General features: G+C 67.5%; 21 protein-coding genes. 13 read left to right on the top strand and 8 right to left on the bottom strand.

Going from position 1 to position 21,664, the window contains the following annotated elements; genetic code table 11:
* Window positions 1-3: 3 nt before the first annotated feature.
* Both BR07_RS0114090 and fdhA read left to right on the top strand, forming a co-directional pair.
* On the top strand, window positions 4-759 hold the full coding sequence (locus tag BR07_RS0114090) for an amino acid ABC transporter ATP-binding protein (protein WP_051613405.1): 756 nt from the start codon (window positions 4-6) through the stop codon (window positions 757-759).
* 112 nt (window positions 760-871) lie between these two features.
* Window positions 872-2,092, top strand: coding sequence for a formaldehyde dehydrogenase, glutathione-independent (gene fdhA / locus BR07_RS0114085; protein WP_027505994.1), 1,221 nt, complete (start codon window positions 872-874; stop codon window positions 2,090-2,092).
* 46 nt (window positions 2,093-2,138) lie between these two features.
* Here the strand turns inward: fdhA and BR07_RS0114080 are convergent, their stop codons facing one another.
* Window positions 2,139-2,969: an alpha/beta fold hydrolase gene (locus BR07_RS0114080; RefSeq protein WP_027505993.1), complete on the bottom strand. Its 831-nt coding sequence runs from the start codon at window positions 2,967-2,969 to the stop codon at window positions 2,139-2,141.
* A 153-nt stretch (window positions 2,970-3,122) separates the two neighbouring features.
* Here BR07_RS0114080 and BR07_RS0114075 point away from each other — a divergent pair, with 153 nt between their 5' ends.
* Entirely contained in the window at window positions 3,123-5,177 is a 2,055-nt protein-coding gene (locus BR07_RS0114075; RefSeq protein WP_027505992.1) for a PhoX family protein, read from the top strand.
* A gap of 27 nt (window positions 5,178-5,204) precedes the next feature.
* On the opposite strand, the gene ggh is transcribed toward BR07_RS0114075, so the two are convergent.
* Complete coding sequence (gene ggh / locus BR07_RS0114070) at window positions 5,205-6,542, bottom strand: glucosylglycerate hydrolase (RefSeq protein WP_027505991.1); 1,338 nt, start codon at window positions 6,540-6,542, stop codon at window positions 5,205-5,207.
* A 133-nt stretch (window positions 6,543-6,675) separates the two neighbouring features.
* Here ggh and BR07_RS26300 point away from each other — a divergent pair, with 133 nt between their 5' ends.
* Both BR07_RS26300 and BR07_RS0114060 read left to right on the top strand, forming a co-directional pair.
* Window positions 6,676-7,617, top strand: coding sequence for a universal stress protein (locus tag BR07_RS26300; protein ID WP_155957043.1), 942 nt, complete (start codon window positions 6,676-6,678; stop codon window positions 7,615-7,617).
* 23 nt (window positions 7,618-7,640) lie between these two features.
* Window positions 7,641-9,071, top strand: a complete 1,431-nt coding sequence (locus BR07_RS0114060; protein ID WP_037185962.1) for an amino acid permease — start codon at window positions 7,641-7,643, stop codon at window positions 9,069-9,071.
* A gap of 14 nt (window positions 9,072-9,085) precedes the next feature.
* On the opposite strand, the gene BR07_RS0114055 is transcribed toward BR07_RS0114060, so the two are convergent.
* Genes BR07_RS0114055 through BR07_RS0114045 form a run of 3 tightly spaced genes read right to left on the bottom strand, consistent with a single transcriptional unit; the run spans window position 9,086 to window position 11,050 of the window.
* Window positions 9,086-9,868 carry a pirin family protein gene (locus BR07_RS0114055; RefSeq protein ID WP_027505989.1) on the bottom strand — a complete coding sequence of 261 codons (783 nt, stop codon included), beginning with the start codon at window positions 9,866-9,868 and terminating at the stop codon, window positions 9,086-9,088.
* A 30-nt stretch (window positions 9,869-9,898) separates the two neighbouring features.
* Window positions 9,899-10,498, bottom strand: coding sequence for an NAD(P)H:quinone oxidoreductase (gene wrbA / locus BR07_RS0114050; protein WP_027505988.1), 600 nt, complete (start codon window positions 10,496-10,498; stop codon window positions 9,899-9,901).
* A 45-nt stretch (window positions 10,499-10,543) separates the two neighbouring features.
* Entirely contained in the window at window positions 10,544-11,050 is a 507-nt protein-coding gene (locus tag BR07_RS0114045) for a VOC family protein (RefSeq protein WP_027505987.1), read from the bottom strand.
* A gap of 99 nt (window positions 11,051-11,149) precedes the next feature.
* On the opposite strand from BR07_RS0114045, the gene BR07_RS0114040 reads away from it, so the two are divergent.
* Entirely contained in the window at window positions 11,150-11,608 is a 459-nt protein-coding gene (locus BR07_RS0114040; protein ID WP_027505986.1) for a MarR family winged helix-turn-helix transcriptional regulator, read from the top strand.
* Window positions 11,609-11,617: 9 nt separating this feature from the next.
* The gene (locus BR07_RS0114035) at window positions 11,618-12,289 is read left to right on the top strand and encodes an SDR family oxidoreductase (protein ID WP_027505985.1); all 672 of its coding nucleotides are present in this window, start codon (window positions 11,618-11,620) and stop codon (window positions 12,287-12,289) included.
* A 24-nt stretch (window positions 12,290-12,313) separates the two neighbouring features.
* Here BR07_RS0114035 and BR07_RS0114030 read toward each other — a convergent pair whose 3' ends face one another.
* Complete coding sequence (locus BR07_RS0114030; protein WP_027505984.1) at window positions 12,314-12,700, bottom strand: universal stress protein; 387 nt, start codon at window positions 12,698-12,700, stop codon at window positions 12,314-12,316.
* 177 nt (window positions 12,701-12,877) lie between these two features.
* Between BR07_RS0114030 and BR07_RS0114025 the strand changes: the two genes are divergently transcribed.
* The 4 genes from BR07_RS0114025 (at window position 12,878) to BR07_RS24630 (ending at window position 16,861) form a co-directional block, all read left to right on the top strand.
* Entirely contained in the window at window positions 12,878-13,861 is a 984-nt protein-coding gene (locus BR07_RS0114025; protein ID WP_231476358.1) for a Bug family tripartite tricarboxylate transporter substrate binding protein, read from the top strand.
* Window positions 13,858-14,406: a tripartite tricarboxylate transporter TctB family protein gene (locus BR07_RS0114020; protein ID WP_027505982.1), complete on the top strand. Its 549-nt coding sequence runs from the start codon at window positions 13,858-13,860 to the stop codon at window positions 14,404-14,406. Before BR07_RS0114025 ends, BR07_RS0114020 begins: the two co-directional genes overlap by 4 nt.
* The gene (locus BR07_RS0114015) at window positions 14,406-15,911 is read left to right on the top strand and encodes a tripartite tricarboxylate transporter permease (RefSeq protein WP_027505981.1); all 1,506 of its coding nucleotides are present in this window, start codon (window positions 14,406-14,408) and stop codon (window positions 15,909-15,911) included. The genes BR07_RS0114020 and BR07_RS0114015 overlap by 1 nt, the downstream gene beginning before the upstream one ends.
* Before the next feature lie 155 nt (window positions 15,912-16,066).
* Complete coding sequence (locus tag BR07_RS24630; protein ID WP_037185960.1) at window positions 16,067-16,861, top strand: DNA/RNA non-specific endonuclease; 795 nt, start codon at window positions 16,067-16,069, stop codon at window positions 16,859-16,861.
* Between the two features lie 11 nt (window positions 16,862-16,872).
* On the opposite strand, the gene leuS is transcribed toward BR07_RS24630, so the two are convergent.
* The gene (leuS, locus tag BR07_RS0114005; protein WP_027505980.1) at window positions 16,873-19,728 is read right to left on the bottom strand and encodes a leucine--tRNA ligase; all 2,856 of its coding nucleotides are present in this window, start codon (window positions 19,726-19,728) and stop codon (window positions 16,873-16,875) included.
* A gap of 66 nt (window positions 19,729-19,794) precedes the next feature.
* Here leuS and BR07_RS0114000 point away from each other — a divergent pair, with 66 nt between their 5' ends.
* Both BR07_RS0114000 and BR07_RS0113995 read left to right on the top strand, forming a co-directional pair.
* Entirely contained in the window at window positions 19,795-20,208 is a 414-nt protein-coding gene (locus BR07_RS0114000) for an SdpI family protein (RefSeq protein ID WP_027505979.1), read from the top strand.
* 1 nt (window position 20,209) lies between these two features.
* Window positions 20,210-21,208, top strand: a complete 999-nt coding sequence (locus BR07_RS0113995) for a bile acid:sodium symporter family protein (protein WP_231476357.1) — start codon at window positions 20,210-20,212, stop codon at window positions 21,206-21,208.
* Here BR07_RS0113995 and BR07_RS26295 read toward each other — a convergent pair.
* Window positions 21,183-21,584: a hypothetical protein gene (locus tag BR07_RS26295; RefSeq protein ID WP_027505977.1), complete on the bottom strand. Its 402-nt coding sequence runs from the start codon at window positions 21,582-21,584 to the stop codon at window positions 21,183-21,185. The genes BR07_RS0113995 and BR07_RS26295 overlap by 26 nt on opposite strands.
* Window positions 21,585-21,664 lie beyond the last annotated feature (80 nt).

The raw sequence follows: 21,664 nt of genomic DNA, 5'->3' as shown, positions 1-21,664 counted from the left end.
CACATGACCACCGCACCCTCGACCGAGCCGTTGACCGGCGTCTCACTCGCCGGCCGTGACCTGCACCTGTCCTTCGGCACCAACAAGGTCCTGCGCGGCGTCGACATCGACGTCGCCGCAGGAGCCACCACCACTGTCATCGGACCGTCCGGGTCGGGCAAGTCCACGCTCCTGCGCGTGCTCAACCGACTGCACGAGCCCGAGCAGGGCGACATCCTGCTCGACGGACGCTCGGTGCTGAAGGACGATCCCGACGCGCTGCGCCAGCGCATCGGCATGGTGTTCCAGCAGTTCAACCTGTTCCCGCACCGGACCGTCCTCGACAACGTCGCGCTCGGTCCGTGGAAGTTGAAGGGACTGAGCAAGGACGACGCACACGCCGCCGCGCTCGCCCAGCTCGACAAGGTGGGCCTGAAGGAGAAAGCGGGCTCGCGCCCCGGCAACCTCTCCGGCGGTCAGCAGCAGCGCGTGGCCATCGCGCGAGCACTCGCCATGGAACCGCAGGTGATGTTCTTCGACGAGGCCACGTCCGCCCTCGACCCGGAGCTCGTCAAGGGCGTGCTCGCCCTCATGGCGGACCTCGCGACCGGCGGCATGACGATGGTCGTCGTCACGCACGAGATGGGCTTCGCCCGCTCGGTGTCCGACCGCGTGCTGTTCATGGACCACGGCAGCGCCGTCGAGGTGGGCCCGCCCGCAGCGCTGTTCGACGACCCGCAGACCGAGCGACTGCGGAGGTTCCTGTCCGAAGTGCTCTGATCCCCGAGCCGCGAATGTGACGCGGCGCACAGCATCTCGCGTACGGTCGAGAGAGATGCCGACATTCGCACTCGAGAATGTCGGCGCTCTACCTCGAACGGGAGCTGAAAACATGGCCGACAACAGAGCCGTCGCCTACGCCGGAGCCGGGAAGGTCGAGGTCGTCGACATCGACTTCCCCAGCTTCACCTTGCAAGACGGGCCCGGCGTGAACCCGGCGAGTGTGGGCCGCGAGTGCCCGCACGGAGTGATCCTGAAGGTGGTGTCCACCAACATCTGCGGCAGCGATCAGCACATGGTTCGCGGCCGCACGACGGCACCCGAGGGCCTGGTGCTCGGGCACGAGATCACGGGCGAGGTCATCGAGGTGGGCCGCGACGTGGAGTTCATCAAGCAGGGTGATCTGTGCTCGGTGCCGTTCAACATCGCGTGCGGTCGCTGCAAGAACTGCAAGGAACGCAAGACCGGCATCTGCCTGAACGTCAATCCTGATCGTCCCGGCGCCGCCTACGGCTACGTCGACATGGGCGGCTGGGTCGGCGGCCAGGCCGAATACGTCATGGTGCCGTACGCGGACTGGAACCTGCTGAAGTTCCCCGACCGCGATCAGGCCATGGAGAAGATCCTCGACCTGACGATGCTGTCGGACATCTTCCCCACCGGCTTCCACGGCTGCGTGACGGCCGGAGTAGGAGTCGGGTCGACGGTCTACATCGCCGGCGCCGGACCCGTCGGACTCGCCGCGGCGGCCAGCGCGCAACTGCTCGGCGCCGCCGTCGTCATCGTGGGCGACCTCAACGAGAGCCGGCTCGCGCAGGCCCGAAGCTTCGGTTGCGAGACCGTCGACGTCAGCAAGGGCGATCCGAAGGATCAGATCGAGCAGCTGCTCGGGGTACCGGAAGTCGACTGCGGCGTCGACGCCGTCGGTTTCGAGGCACGCGGCCACGGTGACGGGTCGGCGACGGAAGCGCCGGCCACCGTGCTGAATTCGCTGATGGACATCACGACGGCGGGTGGTTCGCTCGGAATTCCGGGGTTGTACGTCACCGGCGATCCCGGCGCATCCGACGAAGCCGCCAAGGTCGGCGCGTTGTCGCTGAGCCTCGGCACCGGGTGGGCCAAGTCGTTGTCCTTCGCCACCGGACAGTGCCCGACGATGCAGTACCACCGCGGGCTGATGATGGCGATCCTGCACGATCGCGTGCAGATCGCGAAGGCCGTCAACGCACGCGCCATCTCGCTCGAGCAGGCTCCGCAGGGCTACGCCGACTTCGACTCCGGTGAGGCCACGAAGTTCGTGCTCGACCCCCACGGGCTCCTCGGCGCGGCCTGACCGACTCTCGCGAGGTGGGCTGTGGCGCCCACCTCGCGAGTGCGCGTCAGCCCAGGAACGCGAGCAGTTCCTGGTTGAACCGATCCGGGTGCGAGGTGTTGAACCCGTGCGGGCCGCCCTCGACGAGTACCAGGGTGCTGTTCGCGATCGCCTCGTGTGAGCGCTTGCCGCTCACCTCGAACGGAACGATGGCGTCCGCGTCGCCGTGGATGACGAGGGTGGGGACGTCGATCTTCGGCATGTCCTCACGGAAGTCGGTGCGCGCGAACGTCTCGATGCACCCGAGGATCGCCGGTGTCGACGCTTCGGCCGCCATGTCCACCGCGTACTGACGATCCTCCTCCGAGACCTTCAGCTCGCCGTTCGCGCTGAAGAAGTTGGTGGCGAAGCCGTCGAGGAAGGCGTTGCGGTCCTCCTCGACGCCGTTCTCGAAACCCGCGATCGTCTCGTCGTCCAAGCCGCCGTCGGGGTTGTCCTCGGACTTGTAGAGGTACGGGGGAACAGCACCGGCGAGCACCGCCTTCGCGATGCGGTCGCTGCCGTACTTCGCGAGGTAGCGCACCACCTCGCCGCCGCCCATGGAGAAACCCACCAGCGTCACGTCCCGCAGGTCGAGCGTCTCCAGCAGGACCGACAGGTCCGCGGCGAACGTGTCGTAGTCGTAACCGGACTCGGGCTGCGACGAGCTGCCGAATCCACGCCGGTCGTACGTGACGACGCGGTGGCCCGCGTCGAGCAGTGCGACGATCTGGGGCTCCCACGACCGCTCGTTGAGCGGCCAGCCGTGGATCAACACCACCGGCGCGCCCTCGCCTCGGTCCTGATAGTGCAGGTCGATCGGGGCGTCGTTCTCGACTCCCACCGAGAGCATCGGCATGTCGTGCCTCCTTCGTCGCGGTGTCTCCGCGTCGCTCTCGGTCTACCCGGAGCGTGCCCCGACGACACACGTTCGCCCACCGTTCACCTTCCTGCACCCGGGGAGTTGCTTACCTTCCCTTTGCCTTTTGCCCGGCACTTCTACGGTCGACCGGTGACCACGATTCCGCTTCCCCTGATCGTCTCCCATCAGCACGACGGCAGCTCCTCGCGGTCGTCGCTGACGTGCAAGTACAAGTGCGGCGACGCCTGCTTCCACGAGGTGCCCAACACGTCGTCGAGCGAGTACTTCGGCGACATCGTCAAGACGGCGATGACGCGCCGCGGCATCCTGCGCGGTAGTGCGATGGCCGTGCTGGCCGTCGGCGCCACCAGCGCCCTCGCCGCGTGCGGCACAGAGGACTCGGGCACGGCCACCACCGCGTCGGCCACCCCGACCCCGGAGCCGCGTGGACTCGACTTCGCCGCCGTCGCGCCCAACACCGAGGACGCGGTCGTCGTCCCGGAGGGGTACGAGCAGGCCGTCGTCATCCGGTGGGGCGACCCGGTGGTCGAGGGTGCGCCTGCCTTCGACTTCGACAACCAGACCTCGGCGGCCCAGGAGAAGCAGTTCGGATTCAACAACGACTTCGCGGGTCTGCTGCCGATCGACGGGTCGTCCACCGAGTACCTGCTGGTGGTCAACCACGAGTACACGACGGAACCGTTCCTCTTCAAGGGGTACGACGCGGAGAACCCCACCGCGGAGCAGGTCGCCATCGGCCTTGCCGCCCATGGTCTCTCGGTGGTCCAGGTGGCCGGTGAGAACGGCTCGGGCAAGCTCACCCCGCAGATGGGCCGCTACAACCGTCGCATCACCGGATCGACCGAGTTCGTCCTCACCGGACCCGCGGCCGGCAGTGACTTCCTCAAGACCTCCGCCGATCCCACCGGCACCAGGGTGTTCGGCACGTTCAACAACTGCTCCGGTGGCGTCACCCCGTGGGGCACCGTGTTGTCCGGCGAGGAGAACATCAACCAGTACTTCGCCAACGCCGAGAGTGTGACCGACCCCGTGGTCGCCGAGCGTCTGGCGCGCTACGGCGTGGAAGGTGCTGCGTCCGAGCGCAAATGGGAGCGATTCGACAAGCGCTTCGATCTGGCGCAGGAGCCGAACGAGGTGAATCGCTTCGGCTGGGTCGTCGAGGTGAACCCGTGGGATCCCACCGCAGCGCCGATCAAGCACACGGCACTCGGCCGGTTCAAGCACGAGGCCGCGACCATCCACGTGACCGACGACGGCACCGTGGTCGCCTACAGCGGTGACGACGAGCGTTTCGACTACATGTACAAGTTCGTCTCCAGCCGGAAGATGATGCAGGGCACCGGCGCTGCGGCACTGCGGTCCAACGTGACGCTTCTCGACGCCGGAACCCTCTACGTCGCGACGCTCTCCGGTGACGCGCCCGACCAGATCGACGGCTCCGGAAAGCTCCCGACGACGGGACAGTTCGCCGGCAAGGGCGAGTGGATCCCGTTGTTGCGTACCGGCGAGGACGGCCGCGGCGAGTCCCTGGTCGACGGCATGTCCGCCGAGGAGGTCGCCGTCTTCACGCGCCTCGCCGGTGACAAGGTCGGCGCCACCAAGATGGACCGGCCGGAGGACTTCGAGCCGAACCCCGTCACCGGCAAGGTGTACGTGGCGCTGACCAACAACTCGAACCGAGGCACCGAGGGCAAGGCTGCCGCCGACGAGGCGAATCCGCGGGACAAGAACAAGAACGGCCAGGTCCTCGAGCTCGACGACGACCACGCCGGGACCAGTTTCACGTGGAACCTTCTGCTCGTCTGTGGCGATCCCGCAGCCGCCGACACCTACTTCGGTGGCTTCGACAAGTCGCAGGTCAGCCCGATCTCGTGCCCGGACAACCTGGCGTTCGACGCCGACGGCAACCTGTGGGTGTCGACGGACGGTAACGCCCTCGACTCCAACGACGGCCTGTTCTCGGTGGTTCTCGACGGTGACCGCCGCGGCCAGACGAAGCAGTTCCTCACCGTGCCGAAGGGCGCCGAGACCTGCGGTCCGATCGTGCAGGAGCAGCGTGTCGTCGTGAGCGTGCAGCACCCGGGCGAGGAGGACGACGCCAGTGCCGACGCCCCCGCCTCGCACTGGCCCGACGGTGGCGACTCGCAGCCCCGTCCGTCGGTCGTCGCGGTGTGGAAGGTCTGACCTTCTCCCTGCCGTCGTGGACCGCGGTCAGCCCAGCCAGTCGAGCACGCTGGCCGCGGTCCACGATTGCTGCATGCTTCCCAACGGCTCTCCGGTGAACGGCTCGTAGTACTCGGCGAAGCTGCCGTCGCTCGCCTGCCGCAACCCCTCCTCGCGCAACATCGCCGACCGCTCCGACCACCCGCGTCGGGCGAAGGCCCACGAGAACAGCCACGTCACCACCGGCCACACGGGACCGCGCCAGTACTCGCGAGGTCGGAAGTCCCTCGAGATCGGCGACGTCGACGGGGGAACGGCGTACTTGAAGTCCGGGTGCCCGCAGAAGCGCGGACCCTCGAAGAGTCGCAGCAGCGCCCGCTCGGTGTCACGAGGCAACCCACCGCACAGCAGCGGCGCGAACATCGCCATCGTGTCGGTCTTGATCCACTCCCCGGACCGCACGTCGCGATCCCGAGCCGCGCCGGAACGCGCGTCGGTGGTGGCGACGACGCCGCTCCGGAACCGGTCGGCCCAGGCGCGCAGGTCCCGCACGTCCGCATGAGGCCGGGAATGGTCCTCGCCGATGGTGGCCAGCACGTCACAGGCGACAGCGAAGATCGCGCTGACGAACACGTCCTCCACCGCGAAGCTCATGGCGCTGTTCAGCGCGAGATCGTCGTACCGCGCGAGCTTCATCTCCTCGAGCAGCCAGAGATAGCGGTCGTACTCGATGTTGCTCGGGCGCTGCGACGAGTCGGTGACGATGGACGTGTCTTCCCGGATGTACGGCGGCACCGCCCCCGGAATCACCTTCGCGTACGCCGCGTCCCAGCGCGGCGAGTTGTCCATGCCCGATTCCCACCCGTGGTACAGCGTGATGCGCCCCGTGTGGTTCTGATCGCGTGCGTGTGCCAGCCAGCGGTGCCACCGCACCAGATCCGGCCATCGCCGATCGAGGAACTCACCGGCGACCTGCCGCGTGGTCCGCCCACGTCGACGGGCGTGATCGAGAATGCGCTGCACGGCGATCGCGTGCACGGGGGGCTGGGTGATGCCCGAGGTGTGGACGCCGACGGGTGCGTGCCCGGCGAGTTCGTTCACCTGCCAGCGGGCGGGCCCGGGGAAGTATCCGTCGACACCGCTGGCGAAGACGATGTGCGGGATCATGCCGTTGGACCACTGAGCGGACAACAGGGTGTCGAGCTCGACGACGGCCCGCTCGACACTCAACGGGGCGAGCCCGACCGACACGAAGGCGGCGTCCCAGCTCCACATGTGTGGGTACAGACGCGGAGCCGCGCTGGTCATGGTGCCCAGATCGTTGCCGCGCAGGAGATAGGCGGCCCGTGCCGCGAGCTGAGTCGGGGTGAATCCGGGGGCGGCCATGGGAGACATCATCCGTCGGACGGCGCGATCCTGCAGGACGCGCCGGTGAGTCGGGGTGCGGGCCCGGCGCGTCGGTCGCATACTGAGCCATCGGCGTCGAACGCGCCGGGGCAACTGGTCGGGGGTGGTGGGTGTGTCGACCGCGTCGATGTCCGCGCTGGTCGGGTGGCTGCCGGACGACTCCGGTCACGATGCGCTGGGTCTGGCCGCGCGCATGGCGACCACCGCTCGGGCCGCGGGCGGCGCGATGACGGTCCGCACGTGCACCGTCCTGCCGCGGACGTGGCCGTTCCCGTCGATGGCGCACGTGGACGCGGAGTACCGACGCTGGCTCGAGGAGCGCGGCACGGATGCGGCCGCTCGGGCCGATGCGGCGATGGCGGACCTGCTCACTCCGGCCGATCTGGGATCGCCCTCCGCCTTCTTCGCCGAGAACGCCGCCGAGTCGGCCGCACTCACCGCGGCGGCGGCCACTCACCATGCCGACCTGGTGGTGCTGGGGAGCTCCGACGGTCCCGACGATCGCTTCACGCCGGGGAGCACGAGCGAGACGCTGCTGCACTCGTCGGCTGTTCCGCTGGCACTGGCGCCGCGCGGCGCGCGCCGCCGCACCGACGCCGTCTCCCGCATCTCCTGCGCCTACACCGGGACCCCGGAAGCCAAGGATGCTCTGTACTCCGCGGCGGCTCTCGCGGTGCGCTGGAACATCGCGCTGCGCCTGGTGGCGTTCGCACCACGACGCTCGACGACGTATCCCCCCTTCGGTGGCTACGACGCGGAGGATCTGGTGACGTCGCAGTGGCGCGAGCAGGCCACCGAGATGCTGCACTCCGCGGCGTCGGACGTCACGTCCGCCTACCCGGCCCTGTCCCCTACGTGCGCGGTGGGATCCGGCGGGGACTGGCAGCACGTGGTGGACTCGGTCGAGCTGGGGCCCGAGGACCTGCTGGTGCTCGGTTCGTCCCGCCTCGGACCTCTCGCACGGGTGTTCCTCGGATCCACCGCGTCGAAGATTTTGCGGCACAGCCCTGTTCCGATTCTGGTCGTTCCCCGTGGAAGCCGATTCGCTCGGTGAACCACGCCGATAGTGGAGGAAACATGAGCGATCCGAGCAACGGTTCGGGATTGCTGCGACGCAAGTCGATCAGCGACATCGCGGCACTGGAAACGACGGGCGAAGGTCGGCTGAAGCGGTCGATCACCACGTTCCAGCTGACGTGCATCGGCGTCGGCTCGACCGTGGGCACCGGCATCTTCTTCATCTTCTCGTCCGCCGTCCCGGTGGCGGGCCCCGCGGTCATCTTCTCGTTCGTCATCGCCGCCGTCACGGCCGGCCTGACGGCGCTCTGCTACGCCGAGCTGGCGTCGTCGATCCCGGCCTCCGGGTCTACCTACACCTACACGTACACCACCATCGGCGAGTTCGTCGCGATCCTCGTCGGCGCCTGCCTCATTCTCGAGTACGGCGTGTCGACGGCCGCGGTGTCGGTGCTGTGGTCCCAGTATCTCAACGACCTGCTCGATCGTACTGTCGGACTACGCATTCCGGACGTGCTGTCGCATGCACCCGGAGACGGCGCCGGTTTCGGCGTCAACCTGCCCGCCATCGTTCTCGTCGCGCTGTGCGCCGTGTTGCTGATCCGCGGAACGAGCGAGTCCGCTCGTGCGAACGCCGTCATGGTCGTCATCAAGATCGGCATCCTCGCGATGTTCGCCATCGTCGGTTTCACAGGATTCAGTCTCGAGAATCTGGAACCGTTCGCCCCGTTCGGAGTCGCCGGTGTCGGTGCGGCGTCCGGCCTGATCTTCTTCTCGTTCATCGGACTCGACGCGGTGTCGACGGCCGGCGAGGAGGTGCGCAATCCCAAGCGCACGCTGCCCATCGCGCTCATCAGCGCGCTGGTGGTGGTCACGCTGATCTACCTGTTGGTGACGATGTCGGCGATCGGCGCGCAGAAGTACACCGAGTTCGAGGGCCAGGAGGCCGGTCTCGCCGAGATCCTGCAGTACGTCACAGGATCGAGCTGGCCGTCGATCGTGCTGTCGGCGGGCGCCGTCGTCTCGATCTTCTCGGTCACGCTGGTCACCCTCTACGGGCAGACTCGGATCCTGTTCGCGATGAGCCGCGACGGTCTGATCCCGACGGTGTTCTCGCAGGTGAACCCTCGCAGCCTCGCACCGGTGAAGAACACGATCATCGTGGCGTTCTTCGTGTCCCTGCTCGCGGGTTTCCTGCCGCTGGACTTCCTGGCGGACCTGGTGTCGATGGGCACGCTCGTGGCCTTCATCGTCGTCTCCGCCGGAGTGATCATCCTGCGCCGCCGCGAGCCGAACATCGAGCGCGGCTTCAAGGTTCCGCTGTACCCGGTGCTCCCGATCCTGTCGATCTGCGCATGCCTGTACCTCATCAGCACCCTGCACATCCAGACGTGGATCCTCTTCGCGGTCTGGCTGGCGGCCACGTCGGTGCTCTACTTCACCTACTCACGACGGCGATCGGCCCTGGAGCCGAACAGGCTCCAGGGCTGATCGAAGCGTGACGGTCAGCGACCGATGGTGGCGTGCATCTCCCAGACGATGACCTCGGCTGCGGACGTCGTCGACAGTGTCTGTCCGCCACCGCCCTTGATGCGGACCGCGTCACCCTCGCGCAGCAGGCCCACGCCCTCGAGCGAGGCCTCGCCGCGGGCGACGAAGACGTGCAGGAACGGAGCATCCGGAAGGTCCTGAGCCGGGGTGTCGGAACGCAACCGTGCGACGTGCATCGCGGCGTACTTGTTCTTGATGCGGATCGCCGAGTGGTCCTTGTAGGCGTCCATTCCCGACGCGACCGGAACCAGCCCGCCCGAGAGCAGTTCGTCGTCGATCTCGAGCTGCTCGTACCCGGGGGTGATGCCGGCCTCGTCGGGCACGACCCACATCTGCACGAAGTGCACCGGGTCCCGATGCTTCTGCGACGGGTTCTCCGTCGACGCGAGACGCCACGAGTCGTTCTTCTCCGAGTGCAGGATTCCCGTGCCGGCGCTCATCCGCTGGGCGAGCCCCGGGTAGATGAGCCCGTTGTGCCCGATGGAGTCCTGGTGCACGAGGGATCCCTGCAGGACCCACGTGACGATCTCCATGTCCCGGTGCGGGTGCGTGTCGAAACCGGTACCCGCGTCCACGATGTCGTCGTTGTTCACCATCAGCACCCCGTGGTGGGTGTTGTCGGGATCGTAGTGATGTCCGAACGAGAACGAATGGTGCGAGTCGAGCCAGCCGATGTTCGTGGCCGGCCGGTCGTCGGCGCGACGGACGTCGAGTTCGGGTGCGGTGGAGGTCGTCATGGGGGTCCCTTCTCGGGATGGGGAGTGAGACTACCGAGCGAGCTTGCCCGCGATGGTGACGACGCGGGTGGCGAGATGTCCGAGGGCGGCGCGGGTCGCGTCGTCCAGTTCGTTCTGGTTGTCGGGTCCGGTGACGTGGCCGACGCCGTAGGGGTTGCCGTCGGCGAACTTCAGTCCGTCGGTGTAGCCGGGGGGAACGAGGATGCCGCCGAAGTGCATGAGCGAGGTGTACAGGTTGACGATGGTCGTCTCCTGGCCGCCGTGGGCCGTCTGGCTCGAGGTGAACGCGGCGTAGGCCTTGTCGGCGAGCTTGCCCTGGGCCCACAGGCCACCGAGCGTGTCGAAGAAGGTCTGGAACGGGGACGCGACGCTGCCGAAACGGGTCGGCGAGCCGAAGATGACGCCGTCGGCCCACACGATGTCGTCACCGGTGGCGGCCGGCAGATCCTTGGTGGCCTCGTAGTTGGCAGTCCAGGCGGGGTTCTCGGCAAAGGTGGCCGGGTCACGGGTCTCGGCGATGTGCCGGACGCGCACCTCGGCGCCGGCCGCCTGAGCGGCCTTCTCGAGCTCGGCCGCCATCGTGGTGCCGTGGCCGGTGGAGGAGTAGTAGAGGATCGCGAGCTTCGTCATGAGTGACCTTTCGGAAGAGGGACGTGGTTCGGGGGTGATTCGGACTCAGAGAACGTGGTGGCCGTACATCTCGCCGAGCGGGTCGGCGATGAGTTCGAGGCGTGCACCGTCGGGATCACGGAAGTAGATCGAGACTCCACTGTGCTCCGTGAGCTCGACGCCCGCATCCGTCAGCTTGGTGCGCAGGTGTTCCCAGCGGTCGGGTTCCACGCTGATGGCCACGTGATGCAGTCCGCCGAGCACCTCCTCGTAGGGGCCGACGTCGAGGCCGGGGAAGTCGAAGAAGGCGAGGAGGTTGCTGTTCCCGATGTCGAAGAAGAAGTGCGACGAGCCGGGGTAGTCGCGGTTCTCGATCAACTCGGTCAGTGGGAACTCGAGCACACCCTGGTAGAACAGGATGGTCTGCTCGACGTCGCTGCTGATCAGCGCGGTGTGGTGCAGTCCGCGCGCCGAGGACGTCGGGCGGGACTCCGCAGGCTGCAGGTGCAGGCCCCGCAGTCGGTCGCGCCGGGCCTCGAACTCGTCCGAGCGCTGCTGCTCGTCGGCTGTCATGCTCATCGTCTCCGCCTTCGATCGAATCGTTGCGTTGTCAACTATCGGCAACAGTACCGCACATGGTTGCGCTGTCAACTACTTGGGTAGACTCGTGTCATGACTCAGTGGCTGACCGAGGACGAGCAGCGCGCCTGGCGCTCGTACCTCGACGCGACGCGTCTGCTGATGCAGACGCTCGATCGGCAGCTCACGCGCGATTCCGGGATCTCCTTCACCGACTTCGAGCTGCTCGTCGTGCTCTCGGAGGCACCAGGCCGACAGATGCGGATGCGCGACCTGGCCGATGCGGTGACCACCACCCGCAGTGGCGTCACCCGGGCGATCACCCGACTCGTCGACGCCGGCTGGGTCGTCCGCGTCGAGTGCGAGGACGACCGTCGGGGGATGCTCGCGGAACTCACCGACGCGGGTATGGACAAGCTCGCGGCGTCGAGCCCCGGCCATGTCGGCGCCGTCCGGGCGTCGATGTTCGACGTCCTCACCGACGACGACGTCGCGACCTTCGCGAGGGCGTACTCCGACATGCGGACGCACATCCAGAAGGGCGCCGGATAGCCTCGCTGTATGCCACGCACAGCACTCGTCACCGGAGCCGCCCGCGGACTGGGAGCGGGAATCGCTCGCTTGTTGTCCGCCGATCACGACGTCTGGGTCGGGGGATCGACGGCCGACTCCGTCGCGGGCATCTCCGACGAACTGATCAGCGCGCGGCCGTGGCCCGTCGACCTCACCGATGCGGACGCTCTCGCCGCGGCCACCGCGGACATCACGAGCCTCGACGTCCTGGTGCACAACGCGGGCGTCGCCGATCTCGGCACGGTGGAGACGCTGACGCTCGCGGACTGGCGACACACGTTCGAGGCCAACGTCTTCGCGGTGGCCGAGCTCACCCGCCTCCTGCTGCCCGCGCTCCGAGCAGCCGGCGGCCACGTCGTGTTGATCAACTCGGGCGCCGGCATCAGGGCCAACCCGGGGTGGAGTGCCTACGCCGCGAGCAAGTTCGCGCTGCGGGCGTTCGGCGACGCACTGCGCCTCGAGGAGCCGACCCTGCGCGTGACGTCCGTCCACCCGGGGCGCATCGATACCGACATGCAGCGCGCGATCGTCGCGGGCGAGGGCGACGAGTACGACGCCTCGAAGTACCTCACCGTCGAGACCGTCGCCCGCGCCGTCCGCCAGGCCGTGGACACCCCTGCCGATGCGCATCCCACCGAGATCGTCCTGCGCACACGGTGATCGGGGATCAGGGGCGAGCGTGACTCAGTGCTCGTTCGCCTTGACCACGAGCACGGGGACCGGACTGTCGAGCAACACGCGCTGAACCGTGCTGCCGGTCAGGAACTTTCCGACCGCGCTTCGGCGACGTGATCCGATGATCACCAGCGTGGCACCGACATCCGAGACCAGATCGACGAGAGCCCCCGCCGGATCGCCGCCGTCGGGTTCGACGCGCACCGTGAAGGAGTTCTCTCCCAGCACCTGACGTGCCTGCGCCTCGGCTGCGTCCCGGTGGGCGGTGGTGACCGAATCGGCGTCGATCACCGACAGGACGACGAGATCGGTTCCCCTCAGCGTCGCCTCCGCCTGTCCCTGCACGAGCGCCTCACGGCCTTCGGGTGTCGAATTCATCGCTACTGCAACGGTCATGACGGTGCCTTTCACATCGGGGAGACTCCAGGTTCACCGAGATTCCGTCGCGGCGACGTACGTTTCGCGGTATTCGTCCGTGCACACTATGGCCACAACTCGGATTCCCTGGACTATTCGGACATCCAGAACCTAGCCTCCTGATGTGACCGAAACCACTTCTGAGTTGTCGTGCCCATGCAGATCACAGTGAAGCGCGCGCTCGGCACGCTCGCTGTCGTCGCCGTCGTCGCCGTCGCCGGCATCGACGCGGCCGGCAGCGCCAGCGGATCCGACGCCCGCGCCAAGTTGACCCTGATCGCTCCCGCCGCCGCGGGAGGTGGATGGGACCTGGTGGCGCGTGAGTCGCAGCAAGCACTCCGTTCCGACGGCATCGTGAACAACGCCCAGGTGGTGAACGTCCCCGGAGCCGGCGGGACCATCGGGCTCAGTCAGCTCGAGAATCTCACGGGCCAGTCGACCACGGTCATGGTGACCGGCACGGTCATGCTCGGCGGTATCGCGATCAACGATTCCGACATCACCCTGCAGGACACCGTGCCCATCGCCAAGATGGCCGAGGACTTCGAGGTCTTCGTCGTACCGCGAGACTCGCCGTACCAGAACCTCGAGGACTTCATCGCCGCATGGCGGGCCAACCCCGGCGGTCTCCCCATCGGCGGCGGCTCGCTCGGCGGTATCGACCACATCGTCTCCGGCCAGCTGGCACAGCAGGTCGACATCGATCCGGCAGCGATCAACTACATCGCGTTCTCCGGCGGTGGTGAGGTGCTGACCTCGCTGTTGTCCAACACCGTCGGCATCGCCGTCAGCGGATACAACGACTTCCGCGACCAGATCGAATCCGGGAACGTCCGCGCCCTCGCGGTGGCGGCACCCGAGCCCGTCGAGGGGATCGACACCCCGACGTTCAAGGAACTCGGGTACGACGTCGACCTGGTCAACTGGCGCGGATTCGTCGCACCTCCCGGCATCTCGGACACCGACAGGCAGACGTTGATCGAGATCGTCACCGAGATGCAGGAGACCGAACAGTGGGACACCGCCATCGAGCGCAACCGGTGGAAGCCGTCCTTCGTCACCGGGGACGACTTCGGTGACTTCCTCGAGGTCGAACAGACCCGCATCACCGACATCCTCCGAGAGTTGGGCCTGGTATGAGTGAGAGTGTTTCGACCACGCGGGCGGAAACGCCGCCCGATACCGATCGTGGTTTCCTCCACGGCCGGAGCGGACTGGTGGTGTCGGGGCTTCTCGTCGCCCTCGGCCTGTTCCTGATCTACGGCACCGTCACCATGGACGTACCCGACACCGCGACATCGCCCGGCCCGCAGGTCTTCCCGGCCATCATCGCGGGGCTGTGCTTCGTGATCGCCGTGCTCGTCGCGGTTCAACTGCTGCGCACTCCGGACGAGGTCGACCTCGGCGTCGACGAGGCCGGCGAGCCGAACACCGGGACCGTGTCCAACTGGCGCTCCGTCGGCATCACCGTCGGCTCGATCGCCCTGTTCATCGCCCTGCTGAATCCGCTGGGATGGGTGCTCGCCGGTGCGCTGCTGTTCTGGGGCGTCTCGATCGGACTCGGCGGCACCCGGTACGTCTTCGACGCCGGTGTGGCGCTGGTCATGTCGTCCGTCGTCCAGCTTGTCTTCTCCGGTGGACTCGGGCTCACGCTGCCCGGCGGCATCCTCGCGGCGGTGTTCTGATGGACGCACTCTCCAATCTCATCGACGGCTTCGGCACCGCGCTGACGCCCATGAACATCGTGTGGGTCGTCGTCGGCGCCCTGCTCGGCACCGCGGTGGGTGTCCTCCCCGGACTCGGATCGGCCATGGCTGTCGCCCTGCTCCTGCCCGTGACGTTCACCCTCGAGCCGACCTCGGCGCTCATCATGTTCGCCGGCGTCTACTTCGGCGGCCTGTTCGGTGACTCGATCTCCGGCATCCTCATGAACACCCCCGGAAACAGCACGGCGATCGCGGGAACGTTCGAGGGGCACCGCATGGCGAAGAACGGCCGCGCCCCACAAGCGTTGGCCACCTCCGCCATCGGCGCCTTCATCGGCGGCATCATCGCCACCACCCTCGTGGTGTTCTTCGCCCCGACGCTCGCCGACCTGGCCACGAACTTCGGACCCGCGGAGTACTTCGCCCTGGCGGTGTTCGCCTTCATCGCGACGTCCGCAGTCGTGTCCGACTCCGTCCTCAAGGGTCTGAGCGCACTGCTGATCGGCCTGACACTCGCCGTCATCGGTATCGACGGACCCTCCGGCGCATCACGGTTCACGTTCGAGGTACCCGCACTGTTCGACGGCATCTCCGTGGTGGTCATCACCGTCGCGATGCTCGCCCTCGGCGAGGTCATCTTCATCGCCTCGAAGATCGGCAAGCCAGACGACAACACGCTGATCCCGTCGAAGGGTCGACCCTTCCTGAGCAAGGCAGAGTTCCGCGAAGCGATGCCTGCATGGTTGCGCGGCACCGCATTCGGTGTCCCCTTCGGCGTCATCCCCGCCGGCGGCGCCGAGGTGCCGAGCTTCCTGGCCTACGGCACCGAGCGCCGCTTGGACCGACGCAGCAAGAACCCGATGTTCGGCAAGGGCGCGATCCGCGGCGTCGCCGGACCGGAAGCCGCCGGCAACTCCACCGCCGGTACCGCGATGGGTGCACTTCTCGCCCTCGGGCTCCCCACGTCGGCGACGGCAGCGATCCTGCTCGCAGCGTTCCAGCAGTACGGGATCCAACCGGGACCGTTGCTGTTCGAGCGGAACGGTGAGGTCGTCTGGGCACTGCTCGCCAGCCTCTTCGTCGGCATGGTGGTCCTGCTGATCCTGAACCTGCCGTTCGCCCCACTGTGGGCGCAGCTGCTCAAGATCCCCAAGAACTACCTGTACGCCGGCATCACCGTGTTCGCCTCGCTCGGCGTCTACGCGGTGAGCGCCTCGATAGTGGACCTCATCGCCATGCTCGGACTCGGCATCATCGGATTCATGCTGCGCCGTTTCGGAATCCCGTTGGCGCCGGTGCTCATCGCCGTCATCCTGGGACCGCTCGCCGAGGATTCGCTGCGACGAGCCCTGGCCGTCAGTGAAGGGGACGTCTCCGTCCTCGTCGGCAGTGGCATCACCGTCGTGCTGTACACGCTGATGGTCATCGCGGTGGTCTTCTCCATCGTGACGAAGGTGCGGTCGCGGGCGAAGGTGGACTTCTAGAGCACCCCGCTTCACCCCTCACCCCTCGCCCCTCGCCCCTCGCGAGTACGTCGACAGTGTCGTGATCCAGCTGCTGATCACGACAGTCAGGACGTACTCGCGGGGGGTTCGTGGGTGTTCACCCCCGTGTCACCCCACCGTGGCTGAATGACGGCATGGGATACGACGAGACCTTCCTGTCCACCACTCCGCTGCCGCTCCCCGCCCGGCCGGACCTGACCGTCCTGACCTACACGCACTTCTCCGTGTCGATGGACCCCGAACGGCGCCTCGCCGCCGTGACCGCGGTGAACATCGACGGCGGCGCGTTGCAGGAGGTGGACCGCGGAGACGACTGGCGCCTCGATCCGCGACTGCCGGCGACCGCGCAGGCGGGCCCGGAGCTGTACGCGAACAACGACATCGACCGTGGGCACCTCGTACGACGACGCGATCCCGTGTGGGGCACGCTCGACGTCGCGGAGCAGGCCAACGAGGACACCTTCCACTACACCGTGTGCGGACCGCAGACGGCGACACTCAACCAGTCCAAGGAACTGTGGTTGGGCCTCGAGGACTACGTGCTCGAGCACGCGCGGACGTACGGGCAGACGATCTCCGTCTTCAGCGGCTGCGTGTTCGCCGAGGACGATCCCGTCTACCGCGGTGTCGCGATCCCGCGGCGCTTCTTCAAGATCGCGGCCTGGTGGCAGAACGACGTGCTCGCCGCGACCGGCTACGTGCTCGACCAGTCGGAGTCGCTGGCACCCATTCTCGAACGCGGCGCCCTGGCGAGCGACATCCCTCCGCTCGGGGCGTACCGCACGTATCAGGTGCCGATCACCGACATCGCCGCTGCGACCAGCCTAGCGATGGCCGAGCTGACGGCGGCCGATCGCCTCGCCCTGGTTCCCGGCGTCCGGCCCGTCGAATGGCGCGAGATCAAGGGAGCCGACGACCTGGTGTGGTGAGGTCGGTCGAGCTACAGAACGATGTTCACCATTCTGCCCGGTACGACGATGACCTTCTTCGGATCCTTGCCGTCGAGAAGCGCGACGATCTTCTCGTCGGCCAGGGCCACCGCCTGCACGTCCTCACGGGACGCGTCGGCCGCCACCGTGATGCGACTGCGCACCTTGCCGTTGACCTGGATCGGGTAGTCCACCGTGTCGTCCACGAGCCACTTCTCGTCGACCGTGGGGAAGGGACCGTGAGCCAGTGACTCGCTGTGTCCCAACGTCTTCCACAGTTCCTCGGCGATGTGCGGTGCGAGAGGAGCCAGCATCAGCACCAACGGCTCGACGGCGTCCCGAGGTGCGCCCTGCGGGTACTCCTTCGTGAGGTGGTTGGTGTACTCGATGAGCTTCGCGCCGGCCGTGTTGTCGCGCAGCGCAGCGTAATCCGCGTCGACACCCTCGACGGTCCGGTTGAGAGCCTTCAGCGTGGCGTCGCTCGGCGTCGCGTCGGTGGTCCGGACGGCGCCGGTCTCCTCGTCGACCACCAGACGCCAGACGCGCTGCAGGAAACGGTGCGCGCCGACGACGTCCTTGGTCGCCCACGGCCGGGACGTGTCCAACGGACCCATCGACATCTCGTACATGCGCAGGGTGTCCGCGCCGTACTCGGTGAAGATCTCGTCGGGGGAGACGGAGTTCTTCAGGGACTTGCCCATCTTCCCGTACTCACGAGTGACGGGCTGCCCGTCGTGGAAGTACCCGCCGTCGCGCTCCTCCACCTCGTCGGCCGCGACGTAGACGCCGCGCGCGTCGGTGAACGCGTACGCCTGGATGTACCCCTGGTTGTACAGGCGGCGGTACGGCTCCTTCGAGCTGACGTGCCCCAGGTCGAACAGCACCTTGTGCCAGAACCGCGCGTACAGCAGGTGCAGCACAGCGTGTTCCACGCCGCCGACGTAGAGGTCGAGGCCGCCGGGGTCGTTCTCGCCGTGAACGTCGGGGCGCGGTCCCATCCAGTACGCCTCGTTCTCCGGAGCGCACATCTGCTCGGAGTTGGTCGGATCGATGTAGCGCAGCTGGTACCACGAGCTACCGGCCCACTGCGGCATGACATTGGTGTCGCGCGTGTACGTCTGCAGCCCGTCGCCCAGGTCGAGCTCGACGTTCACCCAGTCGGTCGCCTTCGCCAACGGGGGAGACGGCTCACTGTTCGCGTCGTCCGGGTCGAACGACACGGGTGCGTAGTCCTCCACCTCCGGAAGTTCGACCGGCAGCGCAGAATCCGGCAACGGGTGCGCCTTGCCCTCCGCGTCGTACACCACCGGGAAGGGCTCGCCCCAGTACCGCTGACGGGCGAACAGCCAGTCGCGCAGCTTGTACTGGATGGTGCCCCTGCCGCGGCCCTCGGACTCGAGGTGCTCGATGACACGCGCCTTGGCCGCGTCGACGGTGAGGCCGTCCAGGAAATCGGAGTTGATCAGCTCGCCGTCGCCGGTCCACGCGGACTCGTCGACAGCGCCACCCGAGATGACCTGCACCACAGGCAGTCCGAACTTCGTGGCGAACTCCCAGTCACGCTGGTCGTGACCCGGGACGGCCATGATGGCACCGGTGCCGTAGCCGGTCAGGACGTAGTCTGCGATGAAGACCGGCACCGACGCGCCGTTGACGGGGTTGACGGCGAAGGCGCCGGTGAACACACCGGTCTTCTCCTTGTTCTCCTGGCGCTCGAGGTCCGACTTGGCTGCGATCGCACGACGGTACGCACCGACCGCGAGCACGGGAGTTCCCTCACCGTGCGTCCAGCGCTCGTCGGTGTCCGTCGGCCATGCCGCCGCCGTGATGTCGTCCACCAGCGGGTGTTCGGGTGCCAGCACCACGTAGGTGGCGCCGAAGAGCGTGTCGGGGCGGGTGGTGAACACGTCGATGTCGGCGGTGCCGGACCCGTGCGGCAGACCGGCGACGAACGTCACCTCGGCGCCGCGGGAGCGCCCGATCCAGTTGCGCTGCATCGTCTTGACCTTGTCCGGCCAATCCAGCAGATCCAGGTCGTCGATCAACCGGTCGGAGTACGCGGTGATCCGCATCATCCACTGGCGCAGGTTCTTCCGGAACACCGGGAAATTGCCGCGGTCGCTGCGACCGTCGGCGGTGACCTCCTCGTTGGCCAGCACGGTGCCCAGACCGGGGCACCAGTTGACCAGCGAGTTGGACTGGTAGACCAGACGATGACCGTCGATGACGTCGCGACGCTCGGAGACCGAGAGATCGGCCCACGCACGCCCGTCGTCCAGAGTCCGAGCACCGGAGGTGAACTCCTCCTCGAGCTCGACGATCCGTCGTGCCTTACCGGCCTCGGTGTCGTACCAGGAATCGAAGATCTGCAGGAAGATCCACTGCGTCCAGTGATAGAAGTCGACGTCCGTCGTGGCGAGCGAGCGACGGGTGTCGTGACCGAGTCCCAGCCGCCCCAGCTGCCGGCGCATGTTGGCGATGTTCGCCTCGGTGGTGGTGCGCGGGTGCGTGCCCGTCTGCACCGCGTACTGCTCGGCGGGCAGGCCGAAGGCGTCGTAACCCAGCGTGTGCAGCACGTTGCGGCCCTGCATGCGGTGGTAGCGGGCGAACACGTCCGTCGCGATGTAACCGAGCGGGTGGCCGACGTGCAGACCGCTGCCGGACGGGTACGGGAACATGTCCTGCACGAACAACTTGTCGGTCGGAACCGGATCGCCGGTGCTGAGCTCGCCCACCGGATTGGGTGCGTCGAACGTCCCCTCGGCGGCCCACCGCTCCTGCCAGCGCGACTCGAGGGAACCCGCCAGATCCGCCGTGTAGCGGTGGCCGGGGGTCGTGTCGGGGGAGATGTCGCCGTGTTCACTCACCCGACCAGCGTAAAGCGTGACGATCCGCACGCGGACGCCCGGCCACGACGCCGTAAAGTGGTGCTCGTGATTGTCGTGTCCGTGATCCTTCTGCTCGTACTCCTCGTCGGCGCCGTGGCGCTGGGCGCGGTGGCGTTCCTCGGTCTGACCGGCCGCTTGAAGCGCAACTCCGTCGCCGGAGTCCGAACGGAAGCGAGCATGCGCTCGGACGAGACGTTCACCGTCGCCAACCGAGTCGCCGGCCCGACGACGGCCGCCGCCGCGGTCTTCCTGCTGGTCGGCGCAGTGGCGACCCTCGCGCCGGGGGGCATCTTCGGCGTGGTCGCCGCCGTGCTGACCACCGTCGCCGCGCTCGTCACCGCTGCGTACGGCGGTGCCATGGGCACCCGCGCCGCGGCCGCAGTGCCGGTCGAGGAGACCGGTGGATGCGGCCACAGCTGCATCTCGTGCAGCCTCAAGGACGCGTGCCAGCCGTCCTGACGTGGCGTTCTCCCTGACAGGCACCATCAGAGCGCTCGACGGCTTCGTCCTCGCGATCTTCGCTGCTGCCATCGCGGCCACCGTGTTCCCGGTCTCCGGCACCGCAGCGGACGTCCTGTCGTGGGTCACCACGATCGGCATCGCCCTGCTGTTCTTCCTGTACGGAATCAGACTGTCTCTGCGTGACGCCATGGACGGCGTCCGGCACTGGCGGCTGCACGGAGTGGTTCTCGCCTGCACGTACCTGCTGTTCCCGCTCCTCGGGCTCGGCGTACGGGTGCTCGCGCCGGGACTGCTGACCGACGATCTGTACACCGGGATGCTCTACCTCTGCCTCGTTCCGTCCACGATCCAGTCGTCGATCGCCTTCACCTCGATCGCCCGCGGCAACGTCGCCGGCGCCGTCGTCAGCGCGTCGCTGTCCAACATCATCGGAGTGTTCGCGACGCCGCTGCTGGTGGTCCTGCTGATGAGCACGACGGGCGGTGCGAGCATCGATGCCGGATCGATCGTCGACATCATGCTCCAACTCCTGCTGCCGTTCGTGGCCGGACAGTTCGCGAGGCGATGGCTCGCAGGACGGGTGGAGCGGCATCGGTCCACCACGCTGCTCGTCGACCGCGGATCGATCCTCCTGATCGTCTACGCCGCATTCAGTGCGTCACGGGTCGAGGGAGTCTGGGCTGCCACGACGCCGTGGCAGATCGTCGCAGTGGTGGTCTTGTGCAGTGCACTGCTCGCTGTTGTTCTCGCGGCGACAGCCGGGATCGCGCGAACATTGCGCATGTCTCGCGCCGACCGCATCGTCGTGGTGTTCTGCGGGTCGAAGAAGAGCCTGGCCAGCGGCATCGCGATCGCCTCCGTGCTCTTCGTCGGGCAACCCGTGGGAGTGATCGTGCTTCCCCTGCTGATCTTCCACCAGATCCAACTCGTGGTGTGCGCCGTCCTGGCGGGCCGCTACGAGCGCGAGGCGATCAGGGACGCTGCATCGACTTCCTGATCTCGTCGAGGCGCGCCTTGCCGGCCCGCTCCCGCTCGGCGAACTTCTCCGCCTCGGTGCGTCCGACCGCGCTCTCGGCGTCCAGCTCGGTGGAACCCACCGCGCGCCCCGAACGCCCGTCGATGCGTTCGCGCACCGCGTCGAAGGTGGGCACTCCGGCATCGGTGAACCCCGGGTCCGTCGGAACCTGGGGGATGTCGGTCACCGACGGCGTGCGCGGCACGATGTCGGGGTCGACGGACGCTTCCGGGGTGAGGCCCAGCGCGGCGTCGTACACCGCCCGCAGCGCCGGGCGAGCACTCGTGAGTGCAACGACGAGATCGAGTACCTCCGCATCGGGCAACGACGCGGCCTGGTCGGACGAGAAGTCGGTCATGTCACCAGGGTAGGCCTGAGAGCTCCGGTGATCGTGGACTCCCGACCCCGGAATGCGGGGCCGGAAGTCCACGATCGGGC

The sequence above is a fragment of the Rhodococcus sp. UNC23MFCrub1.1 genome (assembly GCF_000686025.1).
In the GTDB taxonomy this organism is placed as follows: domain Bacteria; phylum Actinomycetota; class Actinomycetes; order Mycobacteriales; family Mycobacteriaceae; genus Rhodococcoides.
This window is presented reverse-complemented; position numbering and strand designations above follow the sequence as displayed.